Origin of the sequence: Thiomonas sp. FB-6 (assembly GCF_000377645.1) — a bacterium.
In the GTDB taxonomy this organism is placed as follows: domain Bacteria; phylum Pseudomonadota; class Gammaproteobacteria; order Burkholderiales; family Burkholderiaceae_C; genus Thiomonas_A.
Genome location: NZ_KB898494.1, coordinates 33,752 through 47,583, shown reverse-complemented (window position 1 = coordinate 47,583; position 13,832 = coordinate 33,752). Strand labels below are relative to the sequence as shown.

Sequence of the window (13,832 nt, the reverse complement as noted above, 5' to 3'; positions counted from 1 at the left end):
ATCGTCGAGACCGGCAACGAGTCGATCCGCTTCATGCGCTCCAGTGCCGACGCCAGGACGCGGATCAAGAGCCGGGAACAGGCTCGCAAGGCGCCAGCACAGACCACCTAAGACACCGAGGGGGAAGCCGTTCCGGGCTACGCCCTCCACGGCTTCCCCCTCGATCAAACCGACCACCAGGAGATCACCGACCCAGGCCACGACCTACACTTATCCACCGCCGGACATCATCAGACCGGCTCCCATCCCTGGCTCACTATTGGGTCGGCACGGTGGCTCAGAATTGCATCGGCGCACACACCGCATGCCTTGCTCCGCCTGGCTCTCGGGCTCGTCCCGCGCGCCCAGCGTGATTCCCACGCGCAGGCCGCTGCGAGGCCCGCCGCGCGTGGCGGCCGGAAAGCCCGCAAGGACCGGAGCGTCGAGTTCGCCGCGCATGGGCAAAGCTCAGCGCGTAGCCGGCGTGGCGCGCGCAACGGCCGCGGGCCCGCAAAGCCCCGCGGCCGGCCGGGGGTGGGCCCTTGCGTGATGCAGCCTGGGTTGCATGTTCGCTCCTCGATGCGCCGGGACATGCGCGCCGTGGTTCTGCGCGCCCTGGTCGTGCGCGCCCTGAAGCGCGCCCGTGGTGTCGATTATTGAGGCCCTGGCGTGACCGCGGAGTTAGCGGACCGTTGCACGGGAAATCGTCGAGGCCCCTGGCCTTGCAGGGACAAGGCGGCGCGCCCCGGCGCCGCGCCGGGGCCGCTGCTAAGGTGCGCGGGACTTCGTGGATGCCCATGACCCTGCAGCCCCTGGACTTCATCGCCATCGCCGTGTACTTCGTGCTCACGGCGGCCATCGGGCTGTGGACCGCGCGCGGCAAGACCACCTCGCTGGAACTCTTCCTGGCGGGACGCTCGCTGGGCCCGGTGGCCGTGGGCTTCTCGCTGTTCTCGTCGAACATGTCCTCGGATACGCTGCTGGGCCTGCCGGGCGAGGCGTATCGGCACGGCATCTCGGTGGCCAGCTACGAATGGATGGCCAGCCTCACGCTGGTGGTGTCGGCCTATCTCATCCTGCCGGTCCTGGTGCGCTCGCGCGTGGCCACCATCCCCGAATTCATGGAACGGCGCTTCGACTCGCGCCTGCGCAAGTACCTCTCCGGCATGACCCTGGTGCTGGTGATGGTCGTGGACACCTCGGGCGGCCTGTATGCCGGCGCGCTGGTGCTACGCACCTTCCTGCCCGGCCTGGAGATGCTGCACGCCACGCTGGCCATCGCGCTGTTCACGGCCCTCTACACGGCCGCGGGCGGATTGCGCGCGGTGGTCTACACGGACGTGATGCAGACCGTGGTGCTGCTGCTCGGCTCGGCCACGCTGGCGCTGATCGTGTTCAGCAAGTTCGACTTCTCCTGGGCCCAGGTGCTGCGCCAGGTGCCGCCCGAGCACCTGCACCTGATCCGCCCCTCGGACGACCCCGGGCTACCCTGGATCGGGCTGCTCACCGGCGTGCCCGTGGCCTGCTTCTATTACTGGAACCTGGCCCAGCACATCGCCCAGCGCGTGCTGGGGGCGCGCGACCTGGCCGCGGCCTCCCGCGGCGCGATGATCGCGGGCGCGCTCAAGCTGCTGCCGCTGTTCCTGATGACCCTGCCCGGCGCGTTGGCCATTCCGCTGCTGCCGGGGCTGGAGCAGCCGGACCAGGCCTGGCCCACCATGGTGGCGCGCTTCGTGCCGGCGGGCCTGGCCGGCATCGTGCTGGCCGGCCTGCTGGCGGCCTTGATGTCCACCTGCTCGGCCACGCTGAACTCCGCGGCCACGCTGCTGGTCTCGGATTTCGTGCAGCCGGCCCGGCCCTGGCTGAGCAGCGCCCGTTCGGCGCGGATCGGGCGGGTGGCCACCGTGCTGTTCGCCCTGGGCGCCGGACTGTGGGCACCGAACATCCAGCATTTCCCGGGGCTCTGGGCCTATCTGCAGGAACTGCTCGCCTACATCGTGCCGCCGGTGCTGGCCTTGTTCACGCTCGGCCTGGCCTGCCGGGGCTTCGGCCCCGCCGCGGCGCTGCGCACGCTGGCCAGCGCGCATGCCGCCAGCGCACTGCTGTTCGGGGCCAAGCTGATGGGCTGGCTGAGCCTGCACTATGCGGTGGTGGGCAGCGTGGTGTTCGCCATCACGCTGCTGCTGGCGGCATGCTGGATGCGCGCCGTGGGCGCCGCCGACCGGCCGGAGCCGGGTTCGGCCCGCCTGGAACTGGTGCGCCGGGACAACCTGCCCCGCCTGCCCCTGGACGTACGCCTGGGGGCGCTGGCCGTGCTGCTGGGCTGCCTGGGGATTCTGCTGGCCTTCGCCTAGGGACCTGGGCGGCAGAGGGAGCCGTCGCGAAATTCGTCAGGAGCGAGGACAGTTCGGGGGCGGCGAGGAACCCATAGTGGGCACTATGGGCGACGAGTCGACGCCGGAATGGACCGGCCCTGGCGAATTGCAGCAGGCTCGGCCTCTGCCGCCCAGGCTCCTCCTAGCCTGCCCGCCAGCCACGCAGCGGCCTGCCCTGGGACGCACGCCCAGGGTTTGTACCGGGTGGCGCGCCTTGCACGGGGCCTCGGCACGCCCGTATTATTGACCGACCGGTTGGTTGAATTTGCTTTCAGCCGGCTTCGTGCGGCCGTTCAGCGGTCGTGCTCCGATCCCCCCCACCGATTCGCCCGCCATGTACACCCAAGCCATGGACATCGGCCCGCAGGACCAGGCGCAGGCCCCGCAGCACGCGGCCGAGCAGGAACTGTTGCGCCGCTTCGACGCCCGCATCGACGGCGGCGGCTTCATCGAGGCCAAGGACTGGATGCCCGAGCACTACCGCAAGACCCTGGTGCGCCAGATCAGCCAGCACGCGCATTCGGAGATCGTCGGCATGCTGCCCGAGGGCAACTGGATCAGCCGCGCGCCCACCCTCAAGCGCAAGGCCATCCTGCTGGCCAAGGTGCAGGACGAAGGCGGCCACGGCCTGTACCTGTACGCCGCGGCGGAGACCCTGGGCACCTCGCGCGACGACATGCTCGACGCGCTGCACCAGGGGCGCGCCAAGTACAGCTCCATCTTCAATTACCCCACGCTGAGCTGGGCCGACGTCGGAGTCATCGGCTGGCTGGTGGACGGCGCGGCCATCATGAACCAGGTGCCTCTGTGCCGCTGCTCCTACGCGCCCTATGCGCGGGCGATGATCCGCGTCTGCCGCGAGGAGAGCTTCCATCAGCGCCAGGGCTATGACGCGCTGCTGACCATGATGCGCGACGGCACCCAGGCCCAGCGCGAGATGGTGCAGGACGCGGTGAACCGCTGGTGGTGGCCCAGCCTGATGATGTTCGGCCCGCCGGACGACTCCAGCACCCATGGCGCGCAGAGCATGCGCTGGGGCATCAAGCGGATGTCCAACGACGATCTGCGCCAGAAGTTCGTCGACGCCACGGTCGAGCAGGCCAAGGTGCTGGGCGTGAGCCTGCCCGACCCGCTGCTGGCCTGGAACGAAGAGCGCGGCCACTACGACTTCGGCCCCATCGACTGGGAGGAGTTCCGCCGCGTGGTCGCCGGCGACGGGCCCTGCAACCGCGAGCGCCTGGCCGCGCGCGTGCAGGCCTGGGAGGACGGTGCCTGGGTGCGCGAGGCGGCACGGGCACACGCGGACAAGCAGCAGGCACGCCAGCAACGGCAGGCGGCCTGATTCCCCCATCCACGGAGCAAGCATCATGAACCAGCAGCAGGACGCGGCCGGCTGGCCGCTGTGGGAAGTTTTCGTGCGCAGCAAGGCGGGCCTGGACCACAAGCACTGCGGCAGCCTGCACGCGCCGGATTCGAAGCTGGCCCTGGAGCTGGCGCGCGACGTGTACACGCGGCGCCAGGAAGGTTGCAGCATCTGGGTGGTGCGCTCGGACCAGATCACCGCCAGCGACCCGGGAGACAAGGACATGTACTTCGACCCGATGGAGGACAAGGTGTACCGCCACCCCACCTTCTACAAGCTGCCGGCCGAAGTCGACCACATGTGAGAAGGCGCCCCATGCAAGAGTCGATCCGAGTTTCCCAGGCCCCGGAGCTGCGCTACCTGCTGCGCCTGGGCGACCTGTGCCTGATCCACGCGCAGCGCCTGGGTGAATGGTGCGGGCACGCACCCATCCTGGAAGAGGACATCGCGCTGAGCAACATCGCGCTGGACCTGCTGGGCCAGGCGCGCGGCGTGCTTACGCGCGCCGGCGAACTCGCCGGCGGGCTGGACGAGGACCAGCTCGCCTTCCTGCGCGAGGAACGCGATTACCTCAACCCCACGCTGGTGGAACTTCCGCGCGGGGATTTCGCCTGGGCCATGGTGCGCAACCTGATGGTCGCCGTGCTGCTGGAGCTGCTGTGGCAGCGCCTGCAGGAGTCCGGCGACGAGCAGCTGGCGGCGATCGCCGGCAAGGCGGTGAAGGAGGCGCGCTACCACGCGCGCCACGCCGGCGACTGGGTGCAGCGCCTGGGCGACGGCACCGAGGAATCGCAGCGCCGCGCGCAACGCGCGGTGGACCAGCTGTGGCCCTACCACCACGAGCTGTTCGAGCCCGACCCGGTGGACGAGGCCGCGGCGCGCTCGGGCCTGGGCCCGCGCTGGGCGGAGCTGCGCGAGGCCTGGCAGCAGCGCATGGCCGCGGAACTTCGCGCCGCCACCCTGCGCCCTGGCGCCGACAGCGCCTTCCGCAGCCGCGGGCGCGAGGGCGTGCACAGCGAGCACATGGGGCACCTGCTGGCGGAGATGCAGTACCTGCAGCGCGCCTATCCGGGGGGCTCCTGGTGAACTCCACGGCGCAGGCCGGCGCCCGCGCGGGCCGCGCCTGGCAGGTGCTGGCGGGCGTGCCCGACCCGGAAATCCCCGCGGTGTCGGTGTGCGAGCTGGGCATCGTGCGCGACGTGAGCGAAGGCGAGGACGGCGCGCTGCAGGTGGTGCTGACTCCCACCTATTCGGGCTGCCCGGCCACCGAGATGATCGAGCGCGACGTGCGCCAGGCGCTGCTGGACGCCGGCCTGGGCCCGGTGCGCACCGAGTTGCGCCGCGCGCCGGCCTGGACCACCGACTGGATCAGCGAGGACGGCCGGCGCAAGCTGCGCGAGTACGGCATCGCCCCGCCCCCGGCCTGCGCGGCGGCGCAGGCGGCGCTGCCGGCCGGCGGCGAGGTGTTCGTGCTGCCGCGCCGCGATGCACCCGCGTGCCCGCGCTGCGGCAGCACGCACACGGCGCAGATCGCCGGCTTCGGCTCCACGCCCTGCAAGGCGCTTTGGCGCTGCCTGGACTGCGCCGAGCCCTTCGACTACTTCAAGCCCTTCTAGAACCCGCAACAAGCGCGCGCGAGCGCAGCGCCTACGTCATGGACACCCATTTCTACTCCCTGCGCGTGCGTGCCGTCGAACCCGACACCGAAGAAGCGGTCATCGTCAGTTTCGACGTGCCGGCCGAGTTGCGCGAGCGCTTCGCCTTCACCCAGGGGCAGTACCTCACGCTGCGCACGCACATGGACGGCAAGGAGCTGCGGCGTTCGTATTCGGTGTGCGCGGGCGTCGGCGACGCGCTGCTGCGCATCGGCGTGCGCAAGGTACGCGGCGGCGTGTTCTCCAACTGGATCGCGCAGTCCCTGCGGGCCGGCGACAGCATCGAGATCATGCCGCCGCAGGGGCGCTTCTACGTGCCCCTGGACCCGCGCGACGCGCGTCACTACCTGGGCATCGCCGGGGGCAGCGGCATCACGCCGGTGCTGTCCATCCTGAAGACCGTGCTCAGCCACGAGCCGCGCAGCCGCTTCACGCTGCTGTACGGCAACCGCGGCCTGCGCTCCACGATGTTCAAGGAGGAACTCGAGGACCTGAAGAACCGTTTCCTCGCGCGCCTGCAACTGCACTACGTGTTCTCCGACGAGCACAGCGACTCGGAGCTGCACCAGGGGGTGCTGGACGCCGAGCGCGTGGGCGCCTTCCTGCAGCGCGTGGTGCCGGCGGCCACGGTGGACCACGCCTTCATCTGCGGCCCCTACCAGATGAACGACCAGGCCGAGAGCGCGCTGCTGGCCGCCGGGGTGCCGGCCGAGCGCATCCACATCGAACGTTTCGGCGTGGCACCGGGCCAGGCCGGCGAGCAGCCGGCCGGCGCGGTGATGCACCATGTCGAGACCCGCGACCCGCCGCTGGCGCGCGTGACCATCCGGCGCGACGGCCTGTCGCACACGGTGGACTTCCGCCAGGGCGACCCCAGCATCCTCGACGTGGCGGGAGCCGCCGGGCTGGACCTGCCCTACTCCTGCACCTCGGGCGTGTGCGGCACCTGCCGCGCCCGCCTGCTGTGCGGCGAGGTGCGCATGGACCGCAATTTCGCGCTGGAGAAGGCCGACCTCGAGGCCGGCTTCATCCTGGCCTGCCAGGCCCACCCGCTGACCGAGAAGGTCGAGATCTCCTTCGACGAGCGCTGAAGGGCGCGGGCCGGGCACGGCCCGGCCCCGGGGGCGGTCACAGGACGCGGAAAAAGCGCATCAGCACCTTGTCCGGCGTGCGCACGCCGGAGCCGAGAAACACCTGCTCGGTGATCCACTGCCAGGCCGGCGCGGAGGCCTCGAAACTGGGCGTGCAGCGGAAGTACACCTCCTCGGGCGGCACCGGCTCGCCGCGCATGAGCCGTGCCGTCACCGCCTCGGGCGCGCAGCGGATGGCGCGGTTGTGCACGTAGATGCAGTCGCCCCCGTCGGTACGCAGCACGTAGCGGGCGTCGAGTTCCACCAGGCGCGGCGTGAGCACGGCCTGGTGGTCGGCGCCGCCGGGCAGCACGCTGGCGCTCCAGCCCTCGCCGCGGGCGCTGCCGCCCAGGATGGGAATCAGGCGCCGCAGCCCGTGCTGCGTGCGCCCGACCTCGATGGGCGCGCCGACCTCGACCTCGAAGTCGGCGAACCATTCCAGCCCGGGCGTCGGGATCTGCTGCATGGCTCGGGGCTCAGATGTGATAGCGATGCAGCCTGGTCTCGATGCGCACCTTGGGATCGTCGGCGTGCTCGACGGTCAGGTACTCCAGCGGGAAGCGGCTGCCGGAGGGTGCGGCCAGCCATTGCGCGCCCACCAGCGGCGTGGTCGCCACGTTGGGCACCGGGCCGTCGCGGAAGTTCACGCGCCCCACCGTGGTGACCACGTCGAGCTCGCGGATGGCCTGGATCACGGCGTTGCGGTCCTTCGGCGCGCCGCTGCGCGCCAAGGCGCCCAGGCCCGCGTCGAACAGCGACAGCGAGGCGCCGAGCTGCTGGGTCCACTGCTTGCCCGAGGCCTTCTGGTAGGCGTCGACCAGTTGCTGGCCGCCCACGCCGGCCACCGGCGAGACGTAGGGGAAGGCCGGCGACCAGTAGGCCCCGGTGGCGATGCCCAGGCCCAGCCGGCCCAGCGCCTGCACGTCGGAGGGGAACAGCCCCACCTTGGCGGGCGTGACGATGCGCAGCTGGCGCGCCAGCCCCTGCTGTGCCGCCTGGCGCAGGAACACGGCGAAGTCGTTGGGCAGCGGCGCGCCGGTGAGGATCTGCACCCCGGCGGACCTGAACTTCTGGATCTGCGCGGAGAAGTTGGTCGTGCCGTCCTGGTAGGCGCCCGGGTCCACCACCTTGTAGCCGGCCTTCTCCAGCGCGGGCACCAGGTGCTCGCGCAGCGCGTTGCCGTCGGCGTCGTTCGGGTACAGCGCGCCCACCACCTTGTTGGTGGGCATCAGGTCCCAGATCGACAGGTACATGGCCGCGAACTGCGCCACGCCGAAGGAGAAGTGGTAGGTCCAGTGGAAGGGCGAGGGCTGCCCGGGCTTCGCTCCGCGCCCGAAATACCAGGATTCCCAGGGGTCGACCGTGGACAGGCAGGGCACGCCGGCGGCCTCGCAGGCGTCGGCGACCGGATTGACCACTTCCGGGGTGGAGGTCGCGAGCATCAGGTCCACGTGATGCTCGTTGATCAGTTCCTTGGCTAGCTGGGAGGCCCGCGACGGGTCGGACTGGGTGTCGCGCGGCAGGATCTCCAGGGCCAGCGTCGAGGCGCCCGACTTCAGCTTGCCGCCGGTGCGCTTGCGCACCAGGTCGATGATGAAGGGGTCGGTCTGGCCGAAGCCCGCCAGCGGCCCGGTCAGCGGGCTGACGAAGCCCACGCGCACCGCGTCGCTGCCCGCGGCGCGCGCGGCCTGCGGCAGTGCCAGCGCGGCGGCCGCGGCACCGGCGGCCCCCAGGAATTCGCGGCGGCCGCCGCCGGCCTCGGCGCCGTCTGCACGGCGGGCTGCTTGTCGTTCGGACATGATGCACTCCAGGTTGCGCCCGGCCCCACGGCCGGGCCGCGGCAGCGCCTGCCGCGGGTGTTGGCGATTCCTGCAGTTTATTTATCGCAATGAACGAATGTCCCCGGGAAAACCAGAGGAGATTTGCCTCGACCCGGCGCAGGCAGATGCTTGCCTCTGGTAATTTTCAGTCCATCGATGCGCGAAAGCGCAGCACGCTGATGCCCAGCATCGCGGCGGCCAGCAGCGCGAGGGCGCCGAGCTCGGGCCACAGAGCGGCGGGGCCGACGCCCTTGAGGAACACCGCGCGCAGCACCACGAGGTAGTAGCGCAGCGGATTGATCAGCGTGAAGGCACGCAGCGCCGCCGGCATGGCGGCGATGGGGAAGGCAAAGCCCGAGAGAATGAAAAAGGGGTTCACGAAAAAGAAGTTCAGCGCGAAGGCCTGCTGCTGGGTGCGCGAGAAGGTGGACAGCAGCAGGCCCAGCCCGACCGCGGCGCCCAGGAACAGCACGGCCGCCAGCAGCATGGTGCCCAGGCTGCCGCGCAGGGGCACGCCGAACCAGAACACACCGATGGCGCTGACCAGCGCGATGTCCGCCAGCCCGATGAGCAGGAACGGCAGGGTCTTGCCCAGGATGAACTCCACCGGGCGGATGGGGCTCACCATGATCTGCTCCAGCGTGCCCACCTCGCGCTCGCGCACGATGGCGAAGGCGGTCAGGCTCACCACCTGCAGCAGGGCCAGGCTGCCGATGACCCCGGGAATGAAAAACCAGCGGTCCTCGAGCCCGGCGTTGAACCAGGGCGTGGCCTGCAGCTGGATCGACGGCACGACCGCCGGGGAGAGCGCACGGGGAAGCGCGCCCGGGAGGGGCGCGGCATAGGCGGAACCGAAGGCCGCTGCGATCTGCCCGACGTAACCCAGGGCGATCAGCGCGGTGTTGGAATTGGTGCCGTCCACCACCACCTGCAGCGGAGCGTTGCCGGCGCCGAGCAAGGCGCGGGAGAAGCCGGCGTCGATGCGCAGCCCGATCACGGCCCGGTCGTCGTCCAGGGCCTGGCGCAACGCGGCCTCGGTGCTCACCTGCTCGACCACGTCGAAATGCCCGGAGGCGACGAAACGCGAGACCATCGCGCGGCTGGCTTGGCTGTGGTCCAGGTCGAGCACCACCGTGGCCGCGTGGTGCACGGTGAAGGTCGCCGCGTAGCCGAACACGAGCATCTGCAGCACCAGCGGCAGCACCAGGCGCAGCATGGCCCAGCGGTCCCTGCGGATCTGCAGGAACTCCTTGAAGAGCATGACCCGGATGCGCTCGAACACGGTTCAATCCAGCCGCTTGTGAAAGGCGCGCGCGGCGAGCCAGACGATGACCACGGCGAAGCTCAGCAGGCCCAGCAGGGGCTGCCACAACGCGGCCAGGCCGCTGCCCTTGAGAAACAGGCCGCGCAGGATGCTCACGTAGTAGCGCGCGTACACCAGATAGGTGATGGCGCGGATGGGCGCGGGCATCTGGTCGATGGGGAAGGTGTAGCCGGACAGCAGCGTGGTGGGCAGCATGGTCACGAGCAGGGCGATCTGGCTGGCGCCGAGCTGGCTGCGGATGCGCACCGAGATGAGGTAGCCGATGCCCAGCACCACCATGCTGAACAGCAGCGTGGCGCCTAGCAGCGAGACCACGCTGCCGCGGAAGGGAACCTGGAACCAGAACACCGCCAGCCCCAGGCACAGCAGGGCGTCGACGAAACTGATGGCCAGGTATGGCAGCAGCTTGCCCAGCATGAGCTCGAGAGCGGTCACCGGCGTGGAGATCAGCTGCTCCATGGTGCCGCGCTCCCATTCACGCGAAATGGTCAGCGAGGTCAGTTGCGCGCCGATCAACGCCAGGATCACGGCGACCACGCCGGGAATGATGAAGTTGCGGCTGTCCAGGCTTTCGTTGAACCAGGTGCGCGGCTCCAGGTCCACCTGGCCGCGGGCCTCCGGGCGCCGGCCCTGCGCCGCGTACCAGCTTGCCTGCAACTCGGCGTTCTCCTGCGCGACGATGCCTTGCAGGTAGCCCAGCGCCACGTTTGCGGTGTTCGCGTCGCTGGCGTCGAACACGGCCTGCAGCGATGCGACGCCGGTGTCGGCCAGGCGGCGCGAGAAGTCCTGCGGGATCACCACCGCCGCGATGCAGCGCCCGCGGTCCAGGTCCTCGCGCAGCTGTGCGTCACCGCTGGGCAGGGCGACGATGTCGAACCACTGTCCCGCCGCGAGGCGGCTGCTCAGCGCGCGGCTGAGCTGGCTGTGCACGCGGTCGTCCACGCACAGCGGCACATGGTGGATGTCCAGGCTGACGCCGTAGCCGAGCAGCCCCATCTGCATCAGGGGCATGAGCAGCGCGATGGCCAGGCTGCGCGGATCGCGCCGGATCTGCAGCGCTTCCTTCCAGGCCATCGCCAGCAGGCGACGCAGCTTCACGGCGCCCCCCGGCGCGCCACCAGGCGCACGAACACGTCCTCGAGGCTGGGCTCGATGCGCCTGGGCGCCTCCGCGCCCAGGCCGGCGGCCGCCAGGCGGCCCAGCAGCGGCTCCATGCCCGGCCCGGCGACATCGAGCAGCAGATGCAGGCGGTCGCCGAACATGCTGGCGTCCAGCACGCCGGGCGCGCCGCGCAGCAGCTGCACGGCACGCGCGGGGGCGTCGCAGCCCAGGCTCCAGAGCTGGCCGCCCAGGCCGCGCGCCCGCAGCTCGCCGGGACTGCCGCAGGCCACCAGGCGCCCGCGGTCGATCAGGGCGATGCGATGGCAGTATTCGGCCTCGTCCATGTAGTGGGTGGACACGAGCACCGTGACGCCCTCGCCCGCCAGGTCGTGGATCAGGTCCCAGAAGCGCCTGCGCGCGGCGGGCTCCACGCCGGAGGTCGGCTCGTCGAGAAACAGCACGGGCGGGCGGTGCAGGATGGCGCAGCCCAGCGCCAGGCGCTGCTTCCAGCCGCCGGCCAGGTGTTCCACCCTGTCGTCGCCGTGGCCCCGCAGATCCGCCATGCTCAGCGCCGCCTCGATGCGCGCGGCCTGCTCGGCGCGGGGCACGCGATAGATGCCGGCGAAAAAGCGCAGGTTCTCGCGCACCGTCAGGTCCGCGTACAGCGAGAAGCGCTGGGACATGTAGCCGATGTGTTCGCGCACCTGCTGGGCCTGCGCGGCCACGTCGAATCCGGCCACCGTGGCGCTGCCGCCCGAGGGACTCAGCAGCCCGCAGAGCAGGCGCATGGTGGTGGACTTGCCGGCCCCGTTGGGCCCGAGGAATCCCATCACCTCGCCCCGGGCGATGTCCAGGTCCAGCGCGTCGACGGCGACGAAATCCCCGAAGCGCCGGCTCAGACCCCGCGCCAGCACGGCGGCGGGCGCGTTCATGGCGCCCTCCCCGGCTCGCCCGCGGCCGGCTCGCCCAGCAGGGCCACGAACACGTCCTCGATGCCCGGCTCGGCTTCGGCCAGCTCCGGCCGCGCCAGCCCATGGGCCGACAGGGCCCCGGCGATCAGGCCCGGCCCCTGCGCGGCGTCGAGCACGCGCACGTGCACGCGGTCGCCCATCAACAGCACGCCGAGCACTCCGGGGGCCCCGCGCAGGGCGTCGCGTATCGCCCGGGCCGGCCCCCCGCTCACGCTGAACAAGGCACCGGGCATCGCCTGCTTGAGGCCTCGCGGGGTGTCGCACAGGCGCATGCGTCCGGCATGCAGCAGCGCCAGGCGGGAGCAGCGTTCGGCTTCGTCCATGTAGGCGGTGGCCATGACGATGGCGACCCCGCCGTCCCGCAGACGGTAGAGGATTTCCCAGAAATCCCGGCGCGAAACCGGATCGACCCCGGTGGTCGGCTCGTCCAGCAGCAAAACACGGGGTTCGTGAATCAAGGCGCATACCAGTCCCAGCTTCTGCTTCATGCCGCCGGAGAGGGTTCCGGCCAGGCGGCGCTCGAAGCCCGCAAGCCCTGCGGCCGCCAGCAGTTCGCCGGCGCGCGCATCGCGCCGGGAGCGCGACAGGCCGAACAGCGCGGCGTAGAAGGCGATGTTCTCGAGCACGCTCAGATCCTCGTACAGCCCGAAGCGCTGGGGCATGTAGCTCAGGTGCAGCTTGGCCGCCTCGGGGTCGGCGCGCACGTCGATGCCGTCGAGTTCGATGCTGCCGGCGTCCGCGCGCATGACCCCGGCCAGCATGCGCAGCGTGCTGGTCTTGCCGGCGCCGTCGGGGCCGACCAGGCCGAAGATCTCGCCGCGCGCCACGTCGAATTCCAGATCCTGCACCGCGGCGAGACCGCCGAAGCCGCGCCGCAGCCCCCGGACCCGGAGCGCGAGTTCGCGCGGAGGCTGCATGACGCGCCCGTCCCTGCCGCGGTTCAGCGCGCCGCCGGCAGGCGCCGGATGCTGGCCTGTACCGGCATGCCCGGCAGCAGCTGGTGGCCGGGGTTCGGGACGTCGATGCGCATGCGGTAGACCAGGGTGACCCGCTGCGACTGGGTCTCGACCGTCTTGGGTGTGAACTCGGCCTGCGGCGAGATGAAGGAAATGCGCCCGTGGAACACGCGCGAGGGCGCGCCGTCGCTGCGCAATTCGACGTCCTGCCCCAGGCGTACGTGACCGAGATCGGTTTCTTCCAGATAGGCGCGCATCCAGACATGGTCCAGGTCGTCGAGAGTGAACACCGCCACGCCCGGGCCCGCGAGCTGGCCGGGCTCGGCTTCGCGCACGGCGATGGTGCCGGCGAAGGGAGCGCGCAGCACGGTGTAGCCCAGGGTGATGCGGTCCTGCGCGACCCGCGCCCTCGCCTGGTCGATGGCGGCCTGCGCCAGGGCGACATTGTCCTGCGCCACGCGGGCCAGGGCGCGGTCGCGCGCGAGGGCCGCGTCCGACTGCCCCGCCGCCGTCTCGGCCTGCTGGCAGGCCTGCGTGGACAGGGCGCCGGCGGCGCACTGAGCCAGGGCCCGCTCGAACTCGCGCTGCTTCTCGAGACGGTCCAGCCGGTCGGAGGAGAGCAGTTCGCGCGCTGCCTGCGCGCTGGCGCGGTTGACCTGCAACTGGCGCTCGGCCACCTGCTGCGCCGATTCGTCGATGCGCAATTGCTGGCGGTAGCTGCTGTCGTCCAGCACCGCCAGCACGCTGCCGGCGGCCACGCTCTGCCCTTCGTCGGCGGCCAGGCGCACGATGGGTGCCTGCACGGCGTTGAAGCCCAGCACGCTCTCGTGCGCCTCGATGTTGCCCACCAGCACGATGTCGGCGGGCGGCCGTGCGCCGAACCACTGCCTCAGCGCGACCCCCGCCAGCGCCACCACGCAGGCCGCGGCCACCAGAAGGACCATCGCCTTGCGGCGCCCGACTTGCATTCGATGACTCCTGCGGCAGCGCCTGGACACACCCGGCGACGAGTGTGCGCCCCGGCTGCTCCCCCGGCCTTGACCTGGATCATCGGGCTCCGCGGCGCATTGCTGCGACGCAACAGACCCCTGCCAGACCCTGCGTTGGGTCAGGAAAGCGCGCGAATGACATTGATTCGCATCCGTGCAAAGGCTAGTA

Annotated in this window: 13 protein-coding genes; 6 read left to right on the top strand and 7 right to left on the bottom strand. The window is 71.0% G+C overall.

Features of this window, described 5'->3' with window-relative positions:
* Positions 1-776 precede the first annotated feature (776 nt).
* The 6 genes from D466_RS0114945 (at position 777) to paaE (ending at position 6,463) form a co-directional block, all read left to right on the top strand.
* Entirely contained in the window at positions 777-2,333 is a 1,557-nt protein-coding gene (locus D466_RS0114945) for a sodium/solute symporter (RefSeq protein ID WP_018914518.1), read from the top strand.
* A 355-nt stretch (positions 2,334-2,688) separates the two neighbouring features.
* The gene (gene paaA / locus D466_RS0114940; protein ID WP_018914517.1) at positions 2,689-3,696 is read left to right on the top strand and encodes a 1,2-phenylacetyl-CoA epoxidase subunit PaaA; all 1,008 of its coding nucleotides are present in this window, start codon (positions 2,689-2,691) and stop codon (positions 3,694-3,696) included.
* A 25-nt stretch (positions 3,697-3,721) separates the two neighbouring features.
* Entirely contained in the window at positions 3,722-4,021 is a 300-nt protein-coding gene (gene paaB, locus D466_RS0114935; RefSeq protein WP_018914516.1) for a 1,2-phenylacetyl-CoA epoxidase subunit PaaB, read from the top strand.
* Positions 4,022-4,032: 11 nt separating this feature from the next.
* Positions 4,033-4,803 (top strand): 1,2-phenylacetyl-CoA epoxidase subunit PaaC, encoded by a 771-nt coding sequence (gene paaC, locus D466_RS24830; protein ID WP_018914515.1) that lies wholly within the window; start codon positions 4,033-4,035, stop codon positions 4,801-4,803.
* The gene (paaD, locus tag D466_RS24825) at positions 4,800-5,333 is read left to right on the top strand and encodes a 1,2-phenylacetyl-CoA epoxidase subunit PaaD (RefSeq protein ID WP_018914514.1); all 534 of its coding nucleotides are present in this window, start codon (positions 4,800-4,802) and stop codon (positions 5,331-5,333) included. The genes paaC and paaD overlap by 4 nt, the downstream gene beginning before the upstream one ends.
* A gap of 38 nt (positions 5,334-5,371) precedes the next feature.
* Positions 5,372-6,463, top strand: a complete 1,092-nt coding sequence (gene paaE, locus D466_RS0114920; protein WP_018914513.1) for a 1,2-phenylacetyl-CoA epoxidase subunit PaaE — start codon at positions 5,372-5,374, stop codon at positions 6,461-6,463.
* A 37-nt stretch (positions 6,464-6,500) separates the two neighbouring features.
* Here the strand turns inward: paaE and D466_RS0114915 are convergent, their stop codons facing one another.
* From D466_RS0114915 to D466_RS0114885, 7 genes are all read right to left on the bottom strand, one after another.
* Positions 6,501-6,968 carry a DUF3237 domain-containing protein gene (locus tag D466_RS0114915; RefSeq protein ID WP_018914512.1) on the bottom strand — a complete coding sequence of 156 codons (468 nt, stop codon included), beginning with the start codon at positions 6,966-6,968 and terminating at the stop codon, positions 6,501-6,503.
* Between the two features lie 10 nt (positions 6,969-6,978).
* Positions 6,979-8,301 carry an ABC transporter substrate-binding protein gene (locus D466_RS0114910; protein WP_018914511.1) on the bottom strand — a complete coding sequence of 441 codons (1,323 nt, stop codon included), beginning with the start codon at positions 8,299-8,301 and terminating at the stop codon, positions 6,979-6,981.
* Between the two features lie 166 nt (positions 8,302-8,467).
* Complete coding sequence (locus tag D466_RS0114905; protein WP_018914510.1) at positions 8,468-9,604, bottom strand: ABC transporter permease; 1,137 nt, start codon at positions 9,602-9,604, stop codon at positions 8,468-8,470.
* A 3-nt stretch (positions 9,605-9,607) separates the two neighbouring features.
* Positions 9,608-10,744, bottom strand: coding sequence for an ABC transporter permease (locus D466_RS0114900; RefSeq protein ID WP_018914509.1), 1,137 nt, complete (start codon positions 10,742-10,744; stop codon positions 9,608-9,610).
* Positions 10,741-11,679 carry an ABC transporter ATP-binding protein gene (locus D466_RS0114895; RefSeq protein WP_018914508.1) on the bottom strand — a complete coding sequence of 313 codons (939 nt, stop codon included), beginning with the start codon at positions 11,677-11,679 and terminating at the stop codon, positions 10,741-10,743. Before D466_RS0114895 ends, D466_RS0114900 begins: the two co-directional genes overlap by 4 nt.
* Positions 11,676-12,635 (bottom strand): ABC transporter ATP-binding protein, encoded by a 960-nt coding sequence (locus tag D466_RS0114890; RefSeq protein ID WP_018914507.1) that lies wholly within the window; start codon positions 12,633-12,635, stop codon positions 11,676-11,678. Before D466_RS0114890 ends, D466_RS0114895 begins: the two co-directional genes overlap by 4 nt.
* Before the next feature lie 23 nt (positions 12,636-12,658).
* Positions 12,659-13,642 carry an efflux RND transporter periplasmic adaptor subunit gene (locus D466_RS0114885; protein ID WP_018914506.1) on the bottom strand — a complete coding sequence of 328 codons (984 nt, stop codon included), beginning with the start codon at positions 13,640-13,642 and terminating at the stop codon, positions 12,659-12,661.
* Between the last annotated feature and the right edge of the window lie 190 nt (positions 13,643-13,832).

Bases quoted from the DNA above. Each gene is read 5' to 3' on its own strand.
- D466_RS0114910 (WP_018914511.1), bottom strand. From the start codon at position 8,301: ATGTCCGAACGACAAGCAGCCCGCCGTGCAGACGGCGCCGAGGCCGGC.
- D466_RS0114890 (WP_018914507.1), bottom strand. From the start codon at position 12,635: ATGCAGCCTCCGCGCGAACTCGCGCTCCGGGTCCGGGGGCTGCGGCGC.
- D466_RS0114945 (WP_018914518.1), top strand. From the start codon at position 777: ATGACCCTGCAGCCCCTGGACTTCATCGCCATCGCCGTGTACTTCGTG.
- D466_RS0114895 (WP_018914508.1), bottom strand. From the start codon at position 11,679: ATGAACGCGCCCGCCGCCGTGCTGGCGCGGGGTCTGAGCCGGCGCTTC.
- paaB (WP_018914516.1), top strand. From the start codon at position 3,722: ATGAACCAGCAGCAGGACGCGGCCGGCTGGCCGCTGTGGGAAGTTTTC.
- paaE (WP_018914513.1), top strand. From the start codon at position 5,372: ATGGACACCCATTTCTACTCCCTGCGCGTGCGTGCCGTCGAACCCGAC.
- D466_RS0114885 (WP_018914506.1), bottom strand. From the start codon at position 13,642: ATGCAAGTCGGGCGCCGCAAGGCGATGGTCCTTCTGGTGGCCGCGGCC.
- paaA (WP_018914517.1), top strand. From the start codon at position 2,689: ATGTACACCCAAGCCATGGACATCGGCCCGCAGGACCAGGCGCAGGCC.
- paaC (WP_018914515.1), top strand. From the start codon at position 4,033: ATGCAAGAGTCGATCCGAGTTTCCCAGGCCCCGGAGCTGCGCTACCTG.
- D466_RS0114915 (WP_018914512.1), bottom strand. From the start codon at position 6,968: ATGCAGCAGATCCCGACGCCCGGGCTGGAATGGTTCGCCGACTTCGAG.